This window comes from Caballeronia sp. LZ043, from assembly GCF_031451075.1.
Classification (GTDB): Bacteria; Pseudomonadota; Gammaproteobacteria; order Burkholderiales; family Burkholderiaceae; genus Caballeronia.
The window spans coordinates 19751-43246 of record NZ_JARUXT010000057.1 but is presented as its reverse complement, the minus strand read 5'-3'; the positions used below and the strand labels follow the sequence as shown (position 1 = coordinate 43246).

The window sequence follows — 23496 nt, the reverse complement described above, 5'->3', positions numbered from 1 at the left end:
CGCCCTACCCCTTTACGTACGTGTCGTCCACATGCCAATCGACGCAGTGGCGCCGTTCGACGCGCACGCGGTGGCAGCGCCCGAAGCACTGAATGCCGTCGTGGGGGCGTAGATGGTCGTGCCATTCACCGTCACTTGCGTGTACACCGTCACGAGCGCAGCGACGCTCAGCGAGCAGATCGTTGCTGTGACGGGGTACGTCAGGATCAACGAGTCGTTGGCAGTAACCAGCGTTCCGGTCGCCGCAGACAGGTTTCCGGTGAAGAGCCCTTTGACGGCCGACTTGTCGGAGGCGACACGCGAACCCGCGGAATCGAAAGCATGGTTCTGCGCCAGAATCGAAAGCGTTTCGGCGGAGAAATCCGCGTCGTTCTGCGTGGCGTTCAGCACGCCGGTGTGGAACATCTGCGCTTCGCTCTTGAACTGCGAGGCATGGATGAGGTCCAGCACGTACTTGCCGCCCGCATACACGGCGATCGCCAGCAAAGCGGCGCCGGCCATCACTGCGCCCGCCTCGATCATCGAGAGTTCGCCCGACTGCTTCTTCGCTCGCGCTATCTTGAGGATGCGCGCGCGACGCGCCTTCGCCTGGTCGACGATGGCATAACCAGCCTTGTGGTTATTGTTCATTCTTGATTTTCCTCAGTAGCTAGATACCGCGGGATTTCCCGACGACAGGTTGACGGCACCAGTGATCACATAGGATCCAATGCCAAGGGTGAGAAATAGCGCGGCCGCAAAGCCGAGCAGGAAGTAATGCGTGACACGCGCATTGCGTTTGACCGCTTCAACGACTCGATCGAGCGACTCACGGCCGAGGCTCTTGATGGACGCCTCGAACTGATCACGCCCCGCTGCGTCGGTGATGGTGTCGACGATCGTCATTGAGAAGATGCCCGTGTCGAGCGCGCGCATCGGCTCGTCGGCACGAGCTGTCAGCCGACGATTCATCGTTGACAGATGCCAGCGCAGCCATGGGTCAGCCGATTTCAGCAACCGCTCAAGCGCCGCTCGCAGCGTCAGATTGGAATCGAACAGGCCCGCAAGCGACACAATCAGCAGTGCCGCGCGCAAATCCCGTCGGTTTCGCCATAGCAACGGCATCCGATCGAAGCGATCGCGCAACGGCCCGGCCCAACGTTTCAGGCTGACGAAGTACCCGATCACGAGGCCGATCACCGATGTAAGCGTCAACCACCAGTACTCGTAGCAGAACGTGTCGATGTGGTACAGGAACCGGCCTAGGTCCGGCCATTGTTCAATTGGCCGCACATCGAGGACCTGCGGGAAGATGACGCCCCCAAAGAGCATGCAGTAGACGTACATATAGACCAGCAGCAAAGCTGGATATGCCATCTGCATGGACGTCGTCGACGACAGCACGCGCTTTGCTTTCGCTGCCATTTCGGCAAGCTCAAAGCCCCGCACGACCGCGTCCTCGCGGGACGATTCGTCAGCGATATCGAACAACGCGTATTCGTCGCCTGGGATAAACGGCTTGATCGCGAGCGCGAAACTCTCGCCACGCTGCATCGTTTCCCGAATGCGAGCGAACACTCGCCATTCGAGTTGGCCACGCGACCGACTGCGTTTCTCGTAGGTCTCCAGCCGATCGAATAGCGTCTCAGTATTTCGCAGCCCTTTGGCTGCGATATCGAGGCGCGTCTCCCGGTAGAAATCTTCTCTCACTTTCTGGAAGCGCAGGCGCGCGGCGACGAGCTGTTGCCGCTCGGGCAGCAGTTTGGCAAAGGCTGTGAACATGTTCGACTACGTGTTAGATCATCCGACCATCGACGCCGGGCATCACGCGGTATTGCGCGAATGACTGCATCGACCTGTTGATGAATTGTGGGTCAATCAAACCGCGCGAAGCCTTGAAAAGAGCGTGTTCATATAGCGTCTTTCCAGTCATGTCTGAATTATCGAAGCCCGTGCGACGCTCCCCCCGCCAGACTGACCGTGCGCCCGCCCAGTCACGTTGGGCGACGCGATCCAGAAACTCGGGTGTCGGCCGATAGAGCTCCGCCGCCAGCGAGGGACGTTTCGTGCCACCGGCCGCTTTCCCATTACGCGTGAAAAGGCCCTCAAGGCGGCAGTGTTGGCAGCCGTCGTAGTTCCGGCAAGCCATGCGCTCGGTGTCGAGGCCGAACTTCGTACGCAAGATCTCGAGGTCCGCCGCGGGCATGACATCCTGCGCCGGCAGCTTGCAGTGGTCGCAGAGCGTCGGAATCAGCTTCTGGTTGCCGACAGCGTTGATGAAGCCCTCAGACGCCAGCTCGTCGATCGGCAACTGCAGCCGCCCGCCCGCCATGCGCATCACCGCCGCGATGATGTCGCCGGCGTGCAGAGAAAAGCGCACCGGGTGACCGGTCAGCGCCAATTCGGACACCAACCCCATCACCACGCGGTCTCGAACTTCGCCGATCGTCAGATCGTCGGGATCCTGACGCATGAGCGTACGGATCACCTCGGCGTATTTCCGGTTCGCCTCATCATCGGTCTCGTCCGGCCGCCGGATGATCGAGTAGTCGGAGAGCCACGGCATCGGATACTCGGACGGCTCGTTCACCGCGAACTGCTTCTTGAGCTCCCGATCGGGCAGCATGTACGACAGTGCGCGCAGTGTCGTCGTCTTGCCCGATCCCGTCTCGCCGGTAAGCGCCGTGATGCCGCCACTCACATAGTTGAGCGTGTCGATTAGCGCGAGTTGGCTGGTCTCGAGACCCATGTCTTTCGGCAAAAGGACCGAATAATTCTTGAAGTTTCCGTCCAGCAGACGAAGCGTGACGTCATATCCACCGACCAATGGCGACGACTGCCAACGAAGATTGACCGTGTCCGTCTTCACGACCAGCGGGATCATCGCCGACTGCGGCGCGCTCGGCTGAAAGCTGTTCCCCGAATTCGTGTTGCGCTGGACGAGGTCACTGTACGCCGCGAACAACGCTCGACGCACGATCGCTTTCGGCATGCGGCTGTACGTGTACATGTCCCCGTTCACGCGGAAGCGGATCTCGACTTCGTTGTGAAACTCACGCGGTTCGAAGTGGATATCGCTTGCGCCGTAAGAGTGCGCGGCTTCCACGATGTCGCGGAAGTTCCCGATCGCCCTGCTCGCCTCCCGCACCGTGGAGTTGGATGACGAGACTGATTTCCCGAGATAGATCGCTGCGACCACGGCTTCGGTCGCGATCATCTCCTCGCGAACCAGAATGTCGTTCTGGCCCAGATCCTTGATGAACGTCGCGTACTGCGCTTTCTGTGCGAAGCGGGCCGTCGCCACCGTGATGGCGACACCAGGCTGCAGCTCGACCGCCACGAATTCCTTGCGTGCGCTCGCGGGAATGCGTAACGCTGCGTCGTCATCTGCGACCGTCAGAATCCGCTTGTAGTCGGGCAGCGAATCGGCAGATACCAATTGCGGTCGGCCTGTCGCCGGTGCTTCCAGATCCGTAGCTCGGTCGCCCTCGTCTTCGGCGTCGCCCAACGTCGGCTGGCTGTCCGAGAAGCGAACATCGGGTCCACGCGACTGAGTTGCAGCTACGGGCTCCGCAGGTTCTTCGTCCCGCTTTGATTCGACAACGGGCGGCGTGATCGTCTGCGGCACAGCCGCTGCCCCTGCATCCTCCGAAGCGCTCTGCGCGACCGGGAGCAGGACAGCCGCCTCGATCGTCGTACGCTCTGCTGAGGCGACAGGCTGAGCGTCTTTGGCGGCATCCGGTGCGGGTTGCGTAGACGCGGCCGTCGCGGCCAAGAGACTCTCGTAGGTCGGGCGCTCGCAGATCGGCGGGACGAACGGCTGAAACGGTCGCTCTCCCTCACCTTCCACTGGCGCATCGCCTGCGCTGGCCATGCTGGCGTCAGTGTTTTTGAAGTCCGAGCGAGCGCTGCTCGTGACTTCCTCGATTTCGTTGCTTTCGATGTCTTCGATTTCACCGCCGGACAGCGCCCGGCCAAGGAACATGACCTGCGGGTTCGTCGCGCGTGTTGCCGCGGAGGGCGCGTCGCTATGGTCGTCCGCCTCGTCTCGACGAGCGCTTCGTGAACGCGTAAATTTCGGCTCCGCGCCGCTCCCCGCTTCGACGAAGCCTGCGCGCGGCGCGCGCAAGCGCTTGAAGAATCCGCCGCGCACTTCCGGCGCGTCTTGCTCTTCCTGCCCAAAGAGTCCCATGTTTACTTTCCGAACGATCCGATAACCGGTGAAGCCGATGCGATGCCGCCCGGCGGAAGAGGCGATCCAAGATCGGTGATAGCGCGCACACCGGGACTGTCTGGCAGCGCCGGTGGCAGATCGGAGGGCGCGGCGATGGTCTCGGTCCACTTCCTCTTCCCGTCAACAAGGTTCACACCGAATCCATCGACGGACGCGACCGTCCATCCGTTCAGCAACCGTGTTCCCTGGCGCGCTGTGTAGGTCGTGCCCTGATAGTCGTAGAGGACGTACGCACCCGACATATCGGAATAAGCTCCAACGAAGGTCGCCGGGATCACGCGCTTGGCGACGGACACGGGCTTGCGCTCAAACTTGGGCGCAGCCGCAGCCGGCATCGCTGCGGGCGCACCGAGCGGAGCAGCCAAGCCGATGCCGCCCGTCCCTGCAGCCGCCGCTCCGTCGGTCTTACGCATTGAGTCAACAAGCTTCTGTCGTGCGAGCTTGTCGATATCGTCGAGCGTCAGATGACTCTCTTGCGCCATGACAACGCTGCTCATCAGCATGAATGCGCTGAAGCACACGGCGCGGTAGCCGCGTTTAGTTGAGAACATAGTATTTACCCCTCGCGGTGAAGTGCACGCCGGTACCGTCTTCCTTCAAATCGATGTCGAGGGTGTCGAGTGCCATGTTGTCGGGCAAACGCGCCAGCAGCGCGCTCTGCCATTTGTATCCATCGATTTGCCACGATCCTCGTTGGACGAGCGGGCCTTGTATTTCTCCGGCCACGGGCTGTCGCGCGATGAGGCGTTCTGCCGGCTTGATATCAACGACGTAGCCGTGACTGTCGAGGGTGTCAGGCTTGGTCGAAAGCTTCTGGGGGTCGGTCTGCAGCGCCTTGATCAGCGCCTGCTGCGTGGGCCACGACTTGGCTTCGGCGAGCGCGACACGTTCGGGGACGGTGACTTCGGGCCCACGCGTGGTGAGATGCCATCCATCCGAATTGAAGACCACAGGCCGCAACGACTCGGGCGCCCTGGCGTCGAATTCCTTGAAGGTGCCCCCCTGACGCTTGTACGTCACGACGCATGGGCCCGCGACGCCACACAACGCCTTCTCGAACTGCCAGCCAGACACGTTGCTTTCCTGAGCGCCGAAGCTTGCGAACAGCTGAGGCAGCCGGATCTTCGCGAGCTGCGCGGGCGCGGCGAGCGTGCGGATTACCGCAGCCTGATATTCCTGCATGAATGTTGGCGGCGGCGCGGGCGGCGCGGGCGGCGGATTCAGAAACTCGACCAGCTGCTTCCCGCCAAAGAACACCGCGCCCACGATGACGAGCAGCGGAATCGCTGTTGGCACCGTAACAGGCATTTTCTTGACGAGGCCGATCCTGCGCGCGGCGAGCAGCTCGCGAAGCTCGAAGTCCTCATCGACTGCATGCAGTTGCGGACCATGGCCGAGCGTGGAAAGCGTCAGCCCCGCTTTCGCGCATTGATCCTCGATCTCATCGCGTCGATCAGCGAGCGCGTTAAGGGCCACTTCTTCGTCGATTGTGACCGCGCCCCGCGAGACGAGCACAAGATGTACGCGTTCATCGTTCTGGATCAGTACGAGCACGGCCGGGCGGCGGCGCACGCGATCGAGCGTGGCAATCCGCGCGGCCGCCGAATACAGTTTGCCCTTCCGCTCCGCAGCTTCCAGTGTGCAGAATCCCGCGATGGTCTCGTCTTTCGCCTTGATCTCGGTGTAGTGCGTCGCGCCGAGATCCTGGGCGTAACGCCGGCGTTCAGCGGCGGCACCCTTCACTGCATAGGCACGCCACTCGAGCCCGAACACGAGCTTCGCGCCCTTTTCCCCCGGTATGGATTCGAAGTGCATGCGCGCGCTCACATCGAAGGAACGACGGTGGCGGTCAGCATGATCACTTGGAACGTACGGCCCTTGTTCCACGCGCCCGACGCGCCCGCGATGCCGTTGTTGCTGGCGCTGTCATAGTGATTCGTTACCGCACCATAGAGGACCACCGTCTGACCATCCGACAAGGCGATCGTCTGGTCATCCTTGCTGCCGAGAATGTCCGGCAACTGGATCTGCTGCAGCGTATCGCCCGAACCCGTGCTGATCGTCGTGAACGGGCCGTTCAGCTTCGAGCTATCGCTCCAGTACGACAGGATGATCTGATTGTGATCGTTGACCGACGGCAGGATATTGACGAAGTCGCCGACCGTCACCGAACCCGGCTGGAGGCCCGGCACGCCAGCGCTTCCGCCCGCGATCGATCCCACACTCGGGGTGGTAGCGGCGAGATACCCCTTCGTTTCGAAAGAACCGATCGAGACCGGCAAGCCGTTCAAGGTCAACTTGGTCTGGGTGTTGTCCTGCACCGTTTTGCCGAAGGAGTTCAAGCCGCTGACGATCGCGTTGGTACCCTCGAACGGCGAGCCCGGTTTGAGAACCGAAAGTCCGACCGTGCCGCCGGCCGCGGTCGCGAGCGAAATGGGCGACGCGAACGTCACGGCATAGCGCTTCAATCCGTCAGAGATGCGGTTGAAAATCACATCGGCGCTCACGCCCGCCTGCGATCCGTTGCTCATATCGACCTGCAGCGTTCGCACGCGCAGCGCCACCTGGCGCGTCGAAATCGCGTTTTCGCGCGCGAGCAACGCGGCCATGCGATCGACCGCCTCCTTCGTGTCTCTCACCATGACAAGTCGGCTCTGCGGATTGACTACCACTTCACCGAGCGGTGATTTGAGCTTTTCGAGTTCGGACTGAATGATTGCGATCTGGTCGAACGTGCCGTCGCGGCCTGAGGATGTCACTGACGAGAAGGAACCCGTGTTGCCAGCGGTTCCGCCCGAAGCGCCGCCGCTGGACTGATTGCCCGTCGAGGTATCCGTGCCCTTCGACATGGTCGACTTGATGGATACCTTCCCGGGGATCGCTGCGATCGTGAACGTCTTGGTCACGAAGCGGCTGATCGAGATGGTGGTGCCGTCGAACGACCAGTCCAGACCGAGGTTCTCCGCTACCCCTCGCAGGTACTCCCCCACCTTGCAGTTACACGGCTGCGCATAGACCGGCTCCACGTTCGACTTGGCGAACATCGCAGAACCTGGCGGCTGTACGATCGGCGTATTGCTTGAGGTTTTCGGGATGAACGCGTCGCGCGGAATGAACACGTCCGGGCTCAGGTGCACCGGATAGCCCGTCGCGCTGGATACGAGTGTGGCGATCTTCGACAACGGCAGATTGCCGGGGAACACGACAGTCTTTTCGCGGAAGATCGCGGGCAGCGTCGCCTCATAGGCCACCGGCACGAGCCGGTCACCGAGGAACGCGGTCGGCACGTCCTCAACAAGGGCCATGGATTCCGGCCCGTTGCCAATCGCGCGCGCGCCATCTGCGTTGGCTGCGTCATACGCTCGATTGACATCGAATTGGGAGACGGCGCAACCGGTCAACGACACGGCGACGAGCATGGCAACGGCGGATTTGATTTTCGTGAAGCGCATGGCGTTTATTCTTGGCAGTTGGCTGCGCGTGCAACGACGCGGATGACGTTGTTGGTGTGCTTGCATACGCGCGTGGGCGTGCGCATGTGGTTGGTCGCCTGCATGACCTGGGTGAGCACGGACTTGAAGTCGCCGGAAAACGTCGCGTTGAACTCGAGCGGCAGATCGTCATCGATCTTCCAAGCCAGCTGCCAGCCCTGCTGCTGCAGCCAACGATCCAGTGCGTTTCGCAGATTGATGTCTTGCGGCGTGATGCTGAGCGAAAGCACGCCGCCCGGAACGGTGGCAGTGCCGGCCGGTACGACTACAGGCGCAACATCGAGAGACGCGGCTGGCGCGGGCGAGGTCGTCGCCTTAGTGCTGGGCGATGCGAGCGCGGCATGTGGCGTCGCCACTGCGACCTGCGTAGACGCCGGCCGCGCGTTGGGGGCCGACAGCATCTGCCACCCATCGCCAGGAGGCGGTGCGAGCCGGGATTGATCCGGCTCCGCGGCGTGGGACAGCGTCGACACGGTCGTCAGGGCCAAGCCGGCGAGCAACCGCGCCACCAGACGTGCTGAACGGTTCAGGTTGAGAGAATGAATAGACGTCATGTTGATCAGTGGGGGCGCTGCAGGCGGCGATAGATGTTGTTGGCGTAGACGAGTTGCTTACTCGACGAAACGGCGTTGTAGGCGCCTACTGCTTTCCAGGTCGGACCGAACTGGCGGATGTTGGACGCAAGAATCCACGTACCGACGTACGCATTCACGCAGGCGTCGAAAAGGTGCTCGCGCGAAATGCCAAAGCGGGAGAGCTTTGGGAGCCACGAAGAATTGATTTGCATGAGACCGATGTCTTCGCTGCCGTCGCTATTGCGGTTGGTAGCATTCGCGCGCATTCCCGATTCTTGCTGTGCGATCGCGCGTACGACCTGGACGCTCACGCGGTGATATCGCGCTGCATCGTCAAGACAATCAGCTCGCGCAACTACCGAAATCGCGAGCGAGAGCACCACGAAGATCTGAGCCGCTACGTTCATGACGCAGGCCGGTCGAAGAATCGGACTTCGTGCTTGCGTAGCACGTTGACCACGTTCCCGTCTGCGTTCACGATGAATTGGTCGGCCGTGCCGTTGAACTTGTAGAAACGACCCTTCTGCTCGCCGGAGCCCATGTGCGCTAAATCGGCGACAGTGACCTTCCCTACCGTGTCGGCAAATTTGAAGAAGGTCGAACCGTCCTGATCGAAGACGCTTTGCAGGGCCGCTTTATTCGCTGAGTCGAACGCGTAGACTGTGCCCGCGACACGCGCAACCTCGACCTTCTCCGTCTCGCTCAAGATGGTGAAGCGCTCGGCGCGGTTGAATGTCATGACGTCCGTCGATTCATCCCATTTCGGGCGCAGCGACTTGCCGTCGGCATCAAGCACTTTCAGATCGGTCTTCGGTTTGGCCGAGAACTTGATCTGGATGTGGCTATCATCTCCATCCCGAATCGCCAGCGCGCCAAGCTTTGACGCGAGCACCGAATCGGCCGGCGCTGCGGTGGTGGTCGCGTCGGCGTCCGACTTTTTCGCTATTTCTGCAATTGGATCCGTGGTAGTAGTGCTCTCGCGCGCGGGCGCTGCCGACGCGACGTAGTTCACCGCCGCAGACTGAGGAGCCGAACGACGCAATGTCACGTGCCGCGCGTCAAAGTCCACGTCGGCGTAGAGGTCTGACGCAGCCACGAGCCGATCGAGCGACTGCATCCAGTTTTCGCCTTCGCGGGTGGCAAAGCTCGACGACGATGTGAGGTCGATATCTTTTTGCGCTGACCCGGTCCACCCTTGCGGCACGAGCGCTCTGACCAGTTGAGACAGCGGCAGGGTCGCGCTCAATGCGCGCGTGCTCTCGAGACTGGTACGCGCGCCGATCAATGCGAGACGACCGGAGAAGCCCGCAAATCCGGACGGCGTATCGCTCCGCGCCTTGTCCCCGACGAAGCAATTGGCCTTTTTCCAGTAGGCCGTTGCGCTAGCATTTCCCACGATGTAGTGGATGACGTCGGGGGTGCCTGTGACCACGACATAGGGCCCCTGGCTATGGCCGCCATCGACGCGCAGCGCCTGCCCGGCGCGCGGCTGGAAGTATGTGTCGCTCCCATCGTTAAAGACGAGTGCGGGACGTTCGAGCACGTTGCCGGCGATCTCATAATCGAAGTCCAGCGGGTCCGTTCCAGCGGCTGCCGCATTGAGCGAGATCGCGGCGAGCGCGAGCGTGAGAAGGGAAAGCGTGTGCTTCATAGGCCGCGTTCGATTTGGGAAAGGTGCTTGACGAAGCGCGCAAGATACTCGCGGCCGGGAACGGAACTGGCGCTGTGGTAGTACGCGACAGCCTTCGCCGCAGAGTGCGTTAGCCGATAGTTCTCGTTCAGGATGTCTTCCGCCACTCGAACGTTCGTTGCCGGCGAGAGCGCATCCCACGGGCTTGCGAATCGCTTGGAGTGGTATCCCCAGTTCACCTGCATCAGGCCGATGTCGAAGTCCGAACGACCTTGGCTGATGAGATAGCGGATCGCGCGGTAGGCGTCCTCGCGCGAGCGAAAGAAGAAGCCGCGCCCCGCGACATTGAGCGTCCACGGCCATGCGCGACCGTTGTAGGCCGACTCGTTGAGCGCGATCCCTGCCAGAATCTTGGGGTCGACCGAGGTGTGCAGTGCCTCGAACGGAGCCTGCGAAGAAGCGCACGCCCAACCGCCCCGCCGCTCCGTCATGCTGGCCTGCGCGTCATCGTTGAGTGTCGCGGGACGGAGCCAGCCGGCGCGCACAAACAGCGTGGCCATGCTGACCATCGATCCGTCGAACGACGCGGCAAGCGATCCATCCGCTGCCGACTCGACTGACTGACCATCAAACCGGCTCGCCCAGTCAAGGAATGGAGTCAATCCGCATGCGTACACCGGCTCACCAGGTATCTCGACAATCGCCCGCTTCGTGCCGTCTTCGATGACGATCCGGGTCGGGCTGAGGATCAAGGCGATCGTCGTTGCGTGTGCACCGAGCGAAGTAACGATCAGGCACAAGGCAAGGAACGCCTTAGTCATGGTAGGGCTCCATCACGATATCCTGCGTCACCTGAACCAGGAACTTCTGGCCGGGGTCGACTGTGATGGTCGGCGGGATGTTCTGATTGCGCTGAAGAACGGTTTGGGCGGTGGTCGCAGCAACCTGCCCCGCCGTGCTGCCGTATGTCGTAACACCATTCGGGCTCGCAGTCGTCGCCGTCTGCGCTCCGTTGTCGAAGGTCTTCAGCAGGATTGCAGTGATGAAGCCCGCGCCGAAGATCTTGAGGAAATGGTTGTTGACGTCTCCGGAAAACCCCGCGTATCCATTCTGATCGGCACCCTGCATGCCGTCCATCGGTACGTTCTTACCGTTGGGCAAGCGCAGGCTGGTCGACGCGACGAGCAAGCGTTCCTGACCGACCTTCACGTCCGCGCTGTACATGCCGTTGATGAACGCGCCTTTCGGGATCATCAAACAGTCGCCACGGACGCTATCCCATACATCCTCATCGACCATCAGTGCAACGCGCCCCGGTTTGTCCGAGTTGAGCCCTTCAACCGTCTTCACATGAATCGAATGTGGAGGCGTGAGCGTGCAACCGGTCGAGCGACCGTCGAACGTCGTTCTCTCGATGCCGCCTTTCGCGGCCGCATCGTTGAGAAACGCGCGATCCCGATCGGCAGGGGCTTGGCCTTGCTTGGCCAACGCGAGCGCTACGGCGTCCGCTCCAGCATTACCTGCGGCCGCACGCGCCGCGCGAACGTCGTCCAACGACGGGATGCCCGGTGACAATGAATTCGCGGCTTGCGCCACATTTCGCGATGCTCCGGCTTGTTTGAAAATAGACGACGTGTAGATTGCGTCCTGAGCTGCCTGGCGCGAAAGCTCGTGTGCATCTCGCCCCTCTTTCCCGACATCGTCCTGAAAGTCCGCGCCGGTCAGCACCGGTCTGACTGCGGGCTTCGCAGCGGCAGCCGCTTCGGACGCAGCGTGCGCCCCCGCTTCCGCCGCTGCGGCGTCGCGCTGCTGGCGAATCATCTGGTCGATGTCATTCGGGTTCGCGGGCGCAGTCTCAGTGCTGCTTTTTAGCGCACTCGCCTTCTTGATCCGGGCGTCTTCGTCAGCCTTGCTGGTTGCCTGCAGTTCGTAATAGAAGCCGAGACCGCCGATCACGACTGCGGCGAGGATGCCGATACTCATGATCGCGTTGCGCGGAGTCTTTCCCTTTACCAGGGCTTCTTGTTCGGCGCTCGGGGCGGCTGCTTCAGTTTTCTTGGCCACTTCACAAGATCCCGAAGAACCGACGGCGACCGCGCGTGACAGTGACCTCATCCTTGCCTGAGCGCAACACGATCTCGTCAGCCAAACGTTGGAGCACGAGGAAGTCTCCACGACGAATGAAGTTCGCGACCACGCGATCGCCGTGATCCAGAATGAAAGGCACAGGCCATTCTTGAGCCTTGGCGGGCATGCGCATCCATACGGAGCGGCCGTCGTCGAACACGGTTTCCGGCGTGAATTCGGTGTGACCGTCGACGCTATAGTTCCAGTTCAGCTTGTCCGGGGACACATCGATACTTCCCGAGTCTTCGCCGGCATGCTCAGCGTTGCTACCTGTCGCATCTTCCCGCGCGGTGGCGCGCGCCATCGGGGCACGCGGATACTGGAATCGCACGGTCTGATAGAACATCCCGCCCGCTGGTGAGGCAATGAGCGTGAAGTCGTATTCCCGCAGATTCGTCGTCAGATGAAGCGTATTGACGAGATCAGCTTTATGCGGCTTGATGAACACGTGGTTCATCTTGTCGTCATCGATCTCCCACTGCACGCTGTCTCCCATCGCCGGATCTGCTATCAGTTTCTCGCCCTTCGCCAGCTCAATAGTCGTGAGTTTCAGCGGGGCCGTCAGGACCCGAAAGATTTGATCTCTGCTGTACGGGAAGACGCCGATACGAGCATCACCCGGCATCGTCATCGGATCGGCCCCGCCGTTGAAGGGGTTGATCGGGCTCATCGGGTCACCAGCGATCACTGCTGGGTTCATGACACCCGATTCGCTCGGCGCCTTCTTTGCGTGGGCCAGCGGCGCGGCGACGTTCGCGCACAGCGCGAGAGCACACGCGCCGATGAGACGCCGATGGTTTTGCTTGATTGCGGTCATGCTTATGCGGTTCGCTCAAGGCGGAAGAACGGGATATAGATGCCGAAGGGGTTCGCGGTCAGTGCCTGGTCCGCGCTCGGCGCCACGATTTGATATCGCAGCGTGAGCGCGAACTGCTTCACGTCGGGCTTGCCAACTGAGCCGGCTTGCGACGTCGTCGTGGTGAACTCGACGAGAACGGTGGAGTCTTCGAGAAGCGCGATATTGCGCACGTCCACTTCGCGTATCAGCTTGGGATTTGCCGTAATGGCCTGAAACGGGGCGTCACTCTTCAACCAGTCGCGAAACTGTCCGTTGGCCGCTCCGATCATCTGCGCTCTGACCGAATTGATATTCGCTGTCATGCGAGACGTTTCGAGCCGATCCGACAGAACGGGCTCAATCGTGAACCAGCGGACCGCCATGTCTTTCACGCTCGTCCGGATTGCCTGTTGGTCAGGTTTGTATGCTACGAGCTCCGTCACGATCGGATGCCCACCTACATCTGCTGACACTCCAACGACGCGGGTGACCGAGGGAGGCGGCTGCCGCGTCCATACGGCGCCTGCCGCAACGAATGCGAGGCCGAAGGAGATCAGCATCCATCGGTTCGATTCGAGCTTGAGCCTTGTGCTGGTCTCGAAGATGACCTTGCTGGGATCCTCGTCGGCGTACATGCCCGGAGCAGTAGAGAGCGCGGCGCGGCGCTTGTTCTTGAAAAGACGCATGGCAACCCTTATTGAATGGGTACCATTGAAACAGTGCGAACGTCTCTGGTCGGCCTGAAAGGCGCTGAGTTTTGAGTGCCTTTTAGGCGATATGGTGGCCTGGGCAGCCAGGCAATGCTCCCCTCGGCCAATCCGCTAACACGTTAGCGTTGATATCTCGAAAAGACGCTATTTTTTCTTACCATCCTGCCTCCACGACGCGCGATGGACGTGATAGCACCACATGCGGTAGGAGCGATGAGGGCGGATTGCGCCTGTGGGGACTATGAGGGTGGGGTCGCGTGAGTGGAGACCCGTTGGTTCGCGGCGCAGCCTCCCACTACTGTCAACTTCTCCGGCCGGATTCTGACTTTGTTTTGCTGTAGACGTATCCAGAGAAACCGTCGCGAAGGTCTGGAAACTGCCTGACCAATGTTTCGGGTAAGTCATTGCCAGCATCAATACCTAGCCTTCGCAGAGTCAACTTGCCGGCGGGACTCGATCGGTAGGTGCGGCGCCAATCATCGCGCTGCTTCTGCGTCGCCCGCTCGTAGGCCTCCCATCCTATACGCACCTCGTTCACGACCTTGCTTTGCGCGTGAGCATCTTGCGCAGCAATCTGCAGTACGCGACGATTTTCCAATTGTTCCCTCACTTCCGCCTCTCGACGATCAGATAGCGCCAGATCCTCCTGAATCTGAACCATCTGCCGTTCGGCATCCGAGACGATCCAACCTTCCTTCAAGGCTTTCATGAAGAACCCCGCTGGGCTCTTGGAAACCTTGCCTAGTTTAAGACTGAAACGAGTACGTTCAACTGCTTGCAGCAATCGCTCGTCGGTGAACGTTTCCCTATCTGCGGCGATCTGATTGAGCTGTGCACTTGTTAGCCCGATCTCCTGCTTCAACGTTTGATAGATCGCCTGCGCATGCTCATGAGTCTGGAGAACACGCTCAGCAAGCTCCTTCCGCTCGACTCGAAACCGCATACGTCCAATTTTGCGAGAGCCGGGCTCATTTCTCGTCTCGAAGGAGATGTGAAGGTCGGAAACATCGTTTATCTGTTCTACGGCAGGTGCAAGCCAATCACGCTTGAAATATTTGAACTCTTGCGCCTTGGAGCCAATGGAACCTTGCCACGCACGTAATTCGTCTAGTGTGTACCAATCGGTTATCCCATCGTCCGCGTAGGGCAAAAGATGGTCGTACATTACGCGCGCATAGCTGAGCGTAAAGAGCGACGTAATTCGCAGGCTCAACCAATGCGATTTTCCTGGGCCTCGGATTATCCCGATCAGGTCTGGTGGAACGCGAAATTGGAAACGGCCTCCGGCGAACGATATCCGGCCGATCAGCTGAACTGACCCGAACGGCTTGGTACCATCGGCGTCTGCTTCGGCCGTCGCTTGAATAAGGGCTCGCTGCGCCTCGGTAATCACCTGTTCCAGGTGAGCATTGTTTCGGCTCGAATACCGCATGAGCCACTTGAAGTAATCAAGCTCAACATCGTAGAGATCACGGGCCTGCTCTTCTTGGGCTACAACGAAATACGCGGCGTCAATTAGGCGTCTTGCGGCGACACCTAGGTCGACAATCCTGATTAGAACATTCTTCCGGGCGAAACCAACATCAGTGCGTGCGCTCTCAACAGGGAGCCCCTCGGCATTTGCGTCGTCAAATAATGCGAGCGCCAATTGTCTCGACGTCGCGACTTGACCACTGTTTGCCATTGCCTCGCCTTGTAGATTGATTGATCGCTCGAAAGGTACATTCAGGAAAGTGAGCTGTCAACACACAAAACCTCACCTTTTCCGGGGGTTCATCACAGAACACCTCACCGTTGAGGTCGTTGAGCACATAAGCCCTCACCTTCGTCTTTTCTAGAGCTCACCTTGCCGCTCAAATCCCCGCACTCAAGCGCGGTAAACATGGCACTTTCGTGCTCAATTCACAGCACCGCCGTCACAATACACGGCACCTTGCTCGCTTAACACCATGATTTATATGGTTAATATTCTCGCTGTTGTTGTAGTTGCTTTCTTCTTTTAAAGGTAAACACTAACCAACTAAGAGGACAAGCAGCTTTTCGTCTGCGTTGGGGATGCAGCGGTGGGTTGCAGCCATGGGACAGAAAATCCTTGATTTCGATGCGTTCGCTAGGTGAGGAGAAATGTGCTGGCCCCGAAAGCGCCCCAGATCCAATGTCCAATCTGCGGCGTTCGGTGAGGTATTTTGTGCTGTGATTTTCGCCTAGGTACCTCTCTAGAGTTGGTCAGCAAGCAGATTGCGTGGCCAATCCGGCAGGTCTTGGGGAGTTCATGTTCTCTATGTAGTTGTTTTAAAAGAGATACTCGGTTCGTTCCTCTGCGCGCCGGAGGACTCCTGCGCTGATCATGGCGTTTTGACGGGTATCCTAGTATTCTACGGTTCGATGCTTGTCAGCACCAAAACCGTATAAATGGCGCTGGCCGTTTAAAAAACACCTCACCGCGTACAACGAAGGACGCAATCCAATGAGTTTGAGCGAATTGCCCGGAATCGATCGCAAAGTCAAACTTTCCAATCTTGGGGAGTTTGCTGAACGCTTGTCGGTCATGACCAACGAGCTGCGAGACCAAATACTTGCGCCGAGACCGCGCAAGACGGCTCCTATTTTTACGATTGGTGAGCTATCAGACATGTGCGGCGTGGATCGTCAAAAGATCAACTATCTCGCGACTAAGGAGGGTTCTGAACTGCCGTCCGGCGAGGTTCAGGGCACGGGCCGGGCTCGCACGTTTTCGCTAAAGGACGTACGCACGTGGGTACAGCAAGTGTCGGATATCTACCAAACGCCACTGGTTTCTGGCACAAGAGACCATCGTGGTCGGGTATTGATCACTGCAAATTTCAAAGGTGGGTCGTGTAAAACGACCACGTCGATGTGCGTTGGCCAAGGACTTAGCCTTCGCGGCCGAAAGGTTTTGATGATCGACCTGGATCCTCAAGCATCTCTGTCGGAGCTGTGCGGCCTGTATGCAGAAAAAGATGTTACTTGGGAAGATACAGTACTGCCCTACATTTACGATCCCGATGTTGAGGGTGGGTTCGAGTCGAAGGTCCAAAGCACCTATTGGGACGGTCTAGACGTAATTCCCGCACATAATTATTTGCACGATGCTGAGTTCCACCTTCCGGCCGCGCAGAAGACGAATCCAAACTTCGAGTTTTGGTCTGTGCTGCGAAAGGGCATAGACTCGCTTCGATCAAAGTATGACTACATCATTCTAGACACTGCCCCTTCACTTTCGTATCTGACATTGAATGGACTAATGGCTGCTGACGCGATGGTGATGCCGCTAGTGCCCGAAAGTCTCGATTTCATCTCTTCCGTCTCCTTCTGGTCGCTGTTTGCAGAGGTAGCAAATGGATTCGTCGAGCATGAGGTCGACAAGTCCTACGATTTTGTTTCCGTTCTCCTGTCGCGCGTCGACTACGGAAGCACGTCGTCTGCTCCTGTAGTTCGCTCTTGGTCGCAGCGTGCCTACGGGGATTGGCTACATACGACCGAGATCCCCGCGAGTTCAGTAATGAGCAACGGCGCACTCGCGTTCTCTACTGTGTTTGATCTTTCTCGCGCTGAAACCGTCGCGAAGACTCTAGCGCGCGTGAAACAGCCGATGGTGGATTACTGTAAGTGGATCGATGATCAATACGTTGCGCAATGGAGGGCGGGACAATGAGCAGCCTTCGAGATCGAATGATGAGTAAGACCGCTGAAGTGCGAGCGGCGAAGGATATCCAACTTGATCCTCAGCAAGAAAAGGTTGGCAGTCCGCGGACGGCGCCAGGCATGGCGGGGGCTTTGGCTGCAGCCCAACAGAGGATCGCCGTTCTTGAGAAGGCGGGCCCGGCGCTCGAAGCTGCTGTGTCTGAGATCACGCCGAATCCTTGGCAACCTCGTCAAGTCTTCAACGACGCTAAGCTCACCCAACTCGCAGAATCCATAAGAGAGACTGGGCTCGTTCAGCCAATCGTTGTCAGGCGTTCGGGCGCCGGCTTCCAAATTGTCGCCGGTGAGCGTCGCTGGCGGGCGCACAAGATGATTGGCCTAGCCACTATCAAGTCGCTCATTGTTGATCTTTCCGACGAAGAAATGGCGATGCTTGCGCTAGTTGAGAATGTGGCGCGGGAAGATCTTTGTGACTACGAGATTTCGCGTTCGATCCGGCAGACCGAACGAGAGTTTCCGAATCGAAAGCGTATGGCTGAAGCTTTGGGCATCTCTCGCTCAGAGCTTTATCGCTACCTCGCGTTCGGCGACCTGCCACAATTTATTGCTCAAGACCTTGATGTGCATCCCCGGTTGCTTGGCGCCACTGCTGCTGAGTCCGTCGTTTCGGTGCTACGAGACAGTGGTGACGATGCGATGGAAAAAGCTCGAGCAATCTGGCCGCGTGTAGTCGCCGGTGAGTTAGATCAGTCAAAGTTGGCCCGAGCAATCAAGCAGGCTTTGGATGGAAGAAAGACACCGGCTGCCTCCGTAAGTGATCGAAGTATCGATAAGATCTTCGCCGGCGGATCCCAGGCAGGGTCGATAACGAGGGATTCTGCCGGCCTTACGGTAAAAATCAAAACAGGCGCGCTGACGGAGGAGCGCGAAAAGCAAATTCGAGATTTGATCAGCAGTCTGTTCTCAAGCGAGGCTTGATCACAAGGGTGTCCCAACTTGGGACACGTATTGCTAAGGCGGGTGGCGTCTATCGCCGTTCTCAAAGAGCATGAAGTGTCCCAAGTTGGGACACACGAAGGCGAACCAAAAAGCCACTCTGAAACAATATCAAAGGCCTGAACAGCATAGCTGATCAGGCCTTTTCCTTTTGTGTCCAGATTGGGCGTTCCATGGAGGGTGCCTTCTGCCTATGGGCAACGGCGTCGAGCCCTCTGGATGTTCGGGGTCGCAGTGCCCACAGACCACAATGACGTTAGCGAAGCAATGTTGAAGGTCGAACGGACGAACCATCGCCAAGCCCCTGCAAAAACATTCGCTTCAGATGCCCCGCATCCAAAAACGGACAACAGTCAAGCGCGAGGAATCCGCACTCTTTCGCGGGGGCGCAGGCGCCTGCTGCCCGAAACCTGAATCTAGGTGAATGCCATTCAGCTGATGGCGGCACGAACGAAAGAGACACTGAAGCGGTATTCAGACCGGTGCGTGCCAACGAAGGGACCGCTAGCGTGGGCGGTCTGAATATTGGCCGACGCCATCGCACCCTAGTGGCTGCGTCGCCCGTAATCCGCGAACGATTGCTATGGGACTGCCGTTTAGTCCGGTAAGGCCGTTGGAGATCCCGAAACCCGAGAGATTCGAAAGTGAGGTGGCAAACCGGATAGCGACGGACTAACTTTTCTACTAGGCGAGGTCGGAGCGAGGCGTGAGCACTAGAGTGTCCCAACTTGGGACACGTTGAAGCTAGAGCCTTCGTCGTCTACCGCCTTTCTCAATCGGCATAAATTGTCCCAAGTCCGGACACACGAAGGCAAACTTAAAAATTGGAGCAATATCGAAAGCCTGAATGACCACGATGATCAAGCCTTTTATTCTTTCGTATCGAGATAGGACGCAATCCGCGGAGACGCCTTTTGCTTGGTGGGACACGGCGCCGAGCCCGGGCCAGAAGTCAAAGCCCGCAGTAACCATAGGCAGGATGTTGAATGCAAAGCTATGATGAAAGCTCGAAACGGGGTGTTCATCGCCACGACGCTGCGACACGATTCGCGTCAGATGCACCGCAACCGAGACGCACGGCAGGCATACGGGATGAAGTTGCATCCCTGCACAGGAGCTCAGGAGCGCAGGAGCATGTTGTCCGCGATCTGGATCCACAGGTTGGGAGAATCAGCAGACAGGTGCATACCAACGAAGAGCCGCAAGCGTAACAGGTCCAATATTGGCCGAACCCATGATGCTTCTGGTGGCGGCGTAGCCCACGATCCGTGAGCGGTCGATAAGGGGACGTGTTCGTTCAGCCCTGTGAGGCCGTTGGAGATCCCGAAACCGTTTAGACTACACACATAGACATTGCATCGTCGGCATAGCGGACGATGCAATGGCCTCGCCGCTCCAGATCACGGTCGACTTCACCGAGCAACATGTCGGGCAGCAACAGCGATAGTGGTCCTCTTGCGACGAGCCCTGTTCGCGCTGCTGAATCACGAGTCGGTCGACGAAAATGCCGTGGTTGATCTGGGCGAAGAACCTCTCCGGTCAACGTCCACCTTTCATCGCGGGCGAGCGGTTGATGCCACTGCCGCGTCGTCTATATGGACCTTTGAAATTGAGTGTCGACGAAGCCGAAAGCGGATGGTTACTGTGTTCGACCGCGAGTTTTACCTGAGTGATGTCTTGGCGGCTGCACATCATCTAGCCTAAGCAATTGCGCAGCGGGCCGACCAACTACCACGAGCCGCGTGCTTTGGGGGTATCCCCACCGCGGCACAACAGATGGCGGTGAGCGGCCGTCGCTAGTCGTGTAACGGTGGCCCGATCCTGAATAGCGTACTGACGTCGCCCGCTTTGACCGACCGGGTGTGCCCGACTGATAACCCTCAACTTTCTTGGACGGCGAGAGCGAACTGTCGTGCCGCCGGCGGTGGGATGCCGCCTCATGGACGCCCCCAAGCCGTATTAGAAGCCGGGTAATCTCTTTGCCACGACCTTGAGAACCACAGAGCGAGGTCACGTGTGAGAAGGAGGCTCAACCCGACGCGTGAAACAAATTAATCAAAATTCAACGTGGCATAACCTCATGATTTGATTGATATTTATCTCATAACTATATGTTTTGAATGGGAATGTTTCACGACTCCTCGGTTCGAAACTGCATGGTGGAACGAAATTCCTGCCCTGTGCCACTAGCTTGGCGCCGTGACAAGTTATATCGTAACGTTCGTTACGCTATTTGTTCTAAAAAATACGCGACCATTATTATTGATCGTCACAATTGGCAGCAACCTTCCGCTCCACGAAAATCCAAGTTCTCCGCATTCAAGCCCGGAGTGTCCAAGTCGACCGATGCGTAGGCCGACGCGCCAGCGGCATTGATCGCCAGAAAGAGTAGTTGCGATCGTGTTGTCACGCGGCGCAGCGCGAGATAACAACCGGATGGCGGCCGACGGAATTCCGCTTCTGTAACAATCCGATTGGTCGGTCCTAGGCCCGCTAGATCTCGCATGCGCCCCCTGGCCCAAAAGCGTAGACGTACACGGTACCTGGGTAGCCCCCAAACAAGCCCGCAACATGCCGTCACCACTCGATTCTTGCTTTTTTCACCGGTCCGCTTTCCGGACAGGCCGGAAATCAATGACTTACGTTTTTGTTTCTTCGGACGCTCAGTGAATCGGTCGAGTTACCAGCGCAGCGCTTCCTGCCGCTCGCCGGCTTCGTCTTGCAGTCCGAGACGCATCGCTTTTTTCGCGCGTCTGATATCCCAACACGAAAAACGAGACCGCGTCGCATGTCGGAATAGAACCTAGCCAACCAGGACACGATCTTTTCTTCTTTGGTGATTCCAGACCTTGGTGCCCAGCAGGAGGCCGTGACCTGACGGTTTTGACATTACAGCCCCTATGTCAAACGTGATGCGCTCACCGGAAGCTGGGGAGGGCCCAGATTTCGCCGTCGCTTGCCTTCTACCTAGATGCGCGTAAAATGTAGCACATATGTGACACACGAGGTCCGTTATGTCCACCACCACCCTTCGACTGCCGCCTGAACTTCGTGATCGGGTCTCGCGACTCGCCCAACAGTCCGGCACCACAGCCCACAGTTTCATGCTGGATGCGATCGCCGAACGAGTCGCCCACGAGGAATTGCGGCATGCGTTTTTGGAGGAGGGCAACGCCCGCTTCGCGCGCATGCTGGAAACTGGCGAAGGACTCGACTGGAATGATGTACGGACGCACTTACGTGAACAGGCGGCCGGTGAGGCGTCTCCGGCACCTCAGGTTAAGCGATGGCGCGAATAATCCTGGCCTCGGAGATGCGCGACGACTTCGATCGGATATTCGCATTCCTGTTCGAACATACGCCCGAGCACGCCGCTCAGCGTATCGATGACATCGTCCTGGCGCTGGACATACTGCAGTCGAGTCCGATGATCGGGCGCCCGGCTGAGACGTCCGGCGGCATGCGTGAGTTAGTGATTTCGAACGGAGCGCATGGCTATCTCGCACTCTACCGCTACGTGCCCGAGTTCGAAGCGGTGTTTGTTTTGGCTTTACGCAGTCAGCGCGAATTGCGCTACCGAAGCGACCGCTGCTGACCTACGGGGCGTCGTCAGCACTTGCAGCAACGATGCGATGAGAGTTGATAGTAGAGTAGGATGGTCGAAGCGGCGGCGAGCCAACGCCCGAGATAGATTAGAACTCGAAGTGCTCAACATGGCACTTCGATCTTCCTGCTCGCCGTGCCTCGTACAAGCTGTCAATGTGTTATCTGGTGACGACGCAGGCTCACGTGTGCGCCGCTTATGAAATCTAAAGGTACCAACGTGGCAACGTTGCTCGAATGTCTCAGCTCTCTCCCAAACAACCTGGTGATGCGTGACCTTGCTGCTACGCATGACGACGTAGCCACCGTTGCCGAGCACATCGCGCGCCTACATCATGATCAAGACGGCCATGAAGTGCGGAAAGAGTCGCGCTACTACAAGCAGCGCGAGATTACCGCGATTGGCCAGATCGGCGGGCCTGCTATGTATCGGCAAGTCTAGAGTCACGCTTTCAAGGTGAGCCTCTGGAATAGGCATCAGAAGAACGTGTCGCCTTTCATGGCGTCGCGGCTTATGTGCCGATCTGGGTTCTCGCCGGGCACATGCAGGTGCCACCATAGGCACTGTTAAAAAATAGTGCCGCACTATGCGGAACTCCACGACTGGAGAGGAAGGGGCTGAGCGATTCAGGCCCACACATCGGTCGCCACCCAAGAACCTTTGGAATGCTTCGTCTCACGACGAGACCGGCTAGTTTGAGGCGGCTCGGAGCGGCGATGACGGTGTCTGTCTAGGAATTCATCATAGTGGCGGTCAACAAAACAATCACCGATGGAAAGTACATTGCAACGTGCAAGGAGCGCAACGCGCTCGCTGCATCAATGAATGGTCACCGCGCCGTTTATCCTCAGGCGCCTTGCACGATCGCACGCGGCGTTGCGATCTTCTACCGTGACGGGAAAGAGGTGTGGAGGTGCAACGCGGCCTACGCTGAAGCAAATTTCAAGCTTGAGCGTGACTCGCAGTAGGTCAAAGACCGAATCGCTCCATGCACGTCGGCGCGTCTCAGAGTTACCCAGACAGCCGTGACGCTTGAGATCCCTGCTTCACTCATTCTCCATACTGCCGTCATTCGATGACGTTATCACTTAGCTTTATGCTGATCGGCCCAATGTCTCCTGGCGACGCCGCAGCCTTCTTTTGGTGCCTTCAACCAGACTGAACTCATTGGGGTCGCGAGTGTGCAATGTCACGCGATGCTTGAACATCTCCGTGTTGCCCACATCTGGGGTGTCTTTGTCGCGCGCCATCATCGGAACACTGGCGTGGCGAAATCATTGCTCGCAGCAGCGATCGCATATGCTAAAAGCATGCAGGACGTGACTTGCGTGAGCCAGAGTGTAGCGGCAGATAACGTCGCTGCGATCAACCTTTATCAAACTCTCGGATTCCGCGAAACTGGGCGAGAATCGAGCTCAATCTTTGACGATCAACTGCAGGAGGTCGTTTTGCAGATGTGTTTGTTTTGCGAGGTTTCCGGCGCGTTCGAATCGGCGACATCACAACTCGCGAGAAACGGCTAAGAATTCGATTAGCCACGAAGCGGAAAAATTCGGTTCGGCGAAGCTGATGTTGAAAAAGCCGTCACGCGAGTCAAACTCACACCATCTGTAACGCTGGCGGGACGGAGTCCGTTCTCTCGTCGC

20 protein-coding genes are annotated in these 23496 nt (G+C 58.6%); 6 read left to right on the top strand and 14 right to left on the bottom strand.

Going from position 1 to position 23496, the window contains the following annotated elements; translation table 11 throughout:
* Window positions 1–12: 12 nt before the first annotated feature.
* From QCE64_RS36660 to QCE64_RS36595, 14 genes are all read right to left on the bottom strand, one after another.
* Window positions 13–630, bottom strand: a complete 618-nt coding sequence (locus QCE64_RS36660) for a hypothetical protein (RefSeq protein WP_310009301.1) — start codon at window positions 628–630, stop codon at window positions 13–15.
* A 12-nt stretch (window positions 631–642) separates the two neighbouring features.
* A complete protein-coding gene (locus tag QCE64_RS36655; RefSeq protein WP_310009299.1) occupies window positions 643–1761 on the bottom strand; it encodes a type II secretion system protein in 1119 nt (372 codons plus the stop codon).
* Window positions 1762–1774: 13 nt separating this feature from the next.
* Entirely contained in the window at window positions 1775–4171 is a 2397-nt protein-coding gene (locus QCE64_RS36650) for an ATPase, T2SS/T4P/T4SS family (RefSeq protein WP_310009297.1), read from the bottom strand.
* Window positions 4172–4173: 2 nt separating this feature from the next.
* Complete coding sequence (locus QCE64_RS36645) at window positions 4174–4764, bottom strand: hypothetical protein (protein WP_310009295.1); 591 nt, start codon at window positions 4762–4764, stop codon at window positions 4174–4176.
* A complete protein-coding gene (locus tag QCE64_RS36640) occupies window positions 4751–6028 on the bottom strand; it encodes a hypothetical protein (RefSeq protein ID WP_310009293.1) in 1278 nt (425 codons plus the stop codon). The genes QCE64_RS36645 and QCE64_RS36640 overlap by 14 nt, the downstream gene beginning before the upstream one ends.
* Before the next feature lie 8 nt (window positions 6029–6036).
* On the bottom strand, window positions 6037–7665 hold the full coding sequence (locus tag QCE64_RS36635) for a type II secretory pathway protein (protein WP_310009290.1): 1629 nt from the start codon (window positions 7663–7665) through the stop codon (window positions 6037–6039).
* A gap of 5 nt (window positions 7666–7670) precedes the next feature.
* A complete protein-coding gene (locus QCE64_RS36630) occupies window positions 7671–8258 on the bottom strand; it encodes a TcpQ domain-containing protein (RefSeq protein WP_310009288.1) in 588 nt (195 codons plus the stop codon).
* Between the two features lie 5 nt (window positions 8259–8263).
* Complete coding sequence (locus QCE64_RS36625; protein WP_310009286.1) at window positions 8264–8686, bottom strand: lytic transglycosylase domain-containing protein; 423 nt, start codon at window positions 8684–8686, stop codon at window positions 8264–8266.
* On the bottom strand, window positions 8683–9930 hold the full coding sequence (locus QCE64_RS36620; protein ID WP_310009284.1) for a hypothetical protein: 1248 nt from the start codon (window positions 9928–9930) through the stop codon (window positions 8683–8685). Before QCE64_RS36620 ends, QCE64_RS36625 begins: the two co-directional genes overlap by 4 nt.
* Window positions 9927–10730: a transglycosylase SLT domain-containing protein gene (locus tag QCE64_RS36615; RefSeq protein ID WP_310009281.1), complete on the bottom strand. Its 804-nt coding sequence runs from the start codon at window positions 10728–10730 to the stop codon at window positions 9927–9929. The genes QCE64_RS36620 and QCE64_RS36615 overlap by 4 nt, the downstream gene beginning before the upstream one ends.
* The gene (locus QCE64_RS36610; protein WP_310009279.1) at window positions 10723–11973 is read right to left on the bottom strand and encodes a TrbI/VirB10 family protein; all 1251 of its coding nucleotides are present in this window, start codon (window positions 11971–11973) and stop codon (window positions 10723–10725) included. The genes QCE64_RS36615 and QCE64_RS36610 overlap by 8 nt, the downstream gene beginning before the upstream one ends.
* A 1-nt stretch (window position 11974) precedes the next feature.
* The gene (locus QCE64_RS36605; protein ID WP_310009277.1) at window positions 11975–12853 is read right to left on the bottom strand and encodes a TrbG/VirB9 family P-type conjugative transfer protein; all 879 of its coding nucleotides are present in this window, start codon (window positions 12851–12853) and stop codon (window positions 11975–11977) included.
* Window positions 12854–12855: 2 nt separating this feature from the next.
* Window positions 12856–13560 carry a type IV secretion system protein gene (locus QCE64_RS36600; RefSeq protein WP_310009275.1) on the bottom strand — a complete coding sequence of 235 codons (705 nt, stop codon included), beginning with the start codon at window positions 13558–13560 and terminating at the stop codon, window positions 12856–12858.
* A 325-nt stretch (window positions 13561–13885) separates the two neighbouring features.
* Entirely contained in the window at window positions 13886–15268 is a 1383-nt protein-coding gene (locus QCE64_RS36595; protein ID WP_310009273.1) for a replication initiation protein, read from the bottom strand.
* Between the two features lie 783 nt (window positions 15269–16051).
* Here QCE64_RS36595 and QCE64_RS36590 point away from each other — a divergent pair.
* The 6 genes from QCE64_RS36590 (at window position 16052) to QCE64_RS36560 (ending at window position 23373) form a co-directional block, all read left to right on the top strand.
* Window positions 16052–17260, top strand: a complete 1209-nt coding sequence (locus tag QCE64_RS36590) for an AAA family ATPase (protein WP_310009270.1) — start codon at window positions 16052–16054, stop codon at window positions 17258–17260.
* Window positions 17257–18228, top strand: coding sequence for a ParB/RepB/Spo0J family partition protein (locus tag QCE64_RS36585; RefSeq protein ID WP_310009268.1), 972 nt, complete (start codon window positions 17257–17259; stop codon window positions 18226–18228). Before QCE64_RS36590 ends, QCE64_RS36585 begins: the two co-directional genes overlap by 4 nt.
* 3032 nt (window positions 18229–21260) lie before the next feature.
* Window positions 21261–21545: a CopG family transcriptional regulator gene (locus QCE64_RS36575; RefSeq protein ID WP_310009266.1), complete on the top strand. Its 285-nt coding sequence runs from the start codon at window positions 21261–21263 to the stop codon at window positions 21543–21545.
* A gap of 14 nt (window positions 21546–21559) precedes the next feature.
* Window positions 21560–21841 (top strand): type II toxin-antitoxin system RelE/ParE family toxin, encoded by a 282-nt coding sequence (locus tag QCE64_RS36570; protein WP_310009264.1) that lies wholly within the window; start codon window positions 21560–21562, stop codon window positions 21839–21841.
* A gap of 228 nt (window positions 21842–22069) precedes the next feature.
* Window positions 22070–22291: a hypothetical protein gene (locus QCE64_RS36565; RefSeq protein WP_310009262.1), complete on the top strand. Its 222-nt coding sequence runs from the start codon at window positions 22070–22072 to the stop codon at window positions 22289–22291.
* Between the two features lie 677 nt (window positions 22292–22968).
* Window positions 22969–23373 carry a GNAT family N-acetyltransferase gene (locus QCE64_RS36560; protein ID WP_310009508.1) on the top strand — a complete coding sequence of 135 codons (405 nt, stop codon included), beginning with the start codon at window positions 22969–22971 and terminating at the stop codon, window positions 23371–23373.
* Window positions 23374–23496 lie beyond the last annotated feature (123 nt).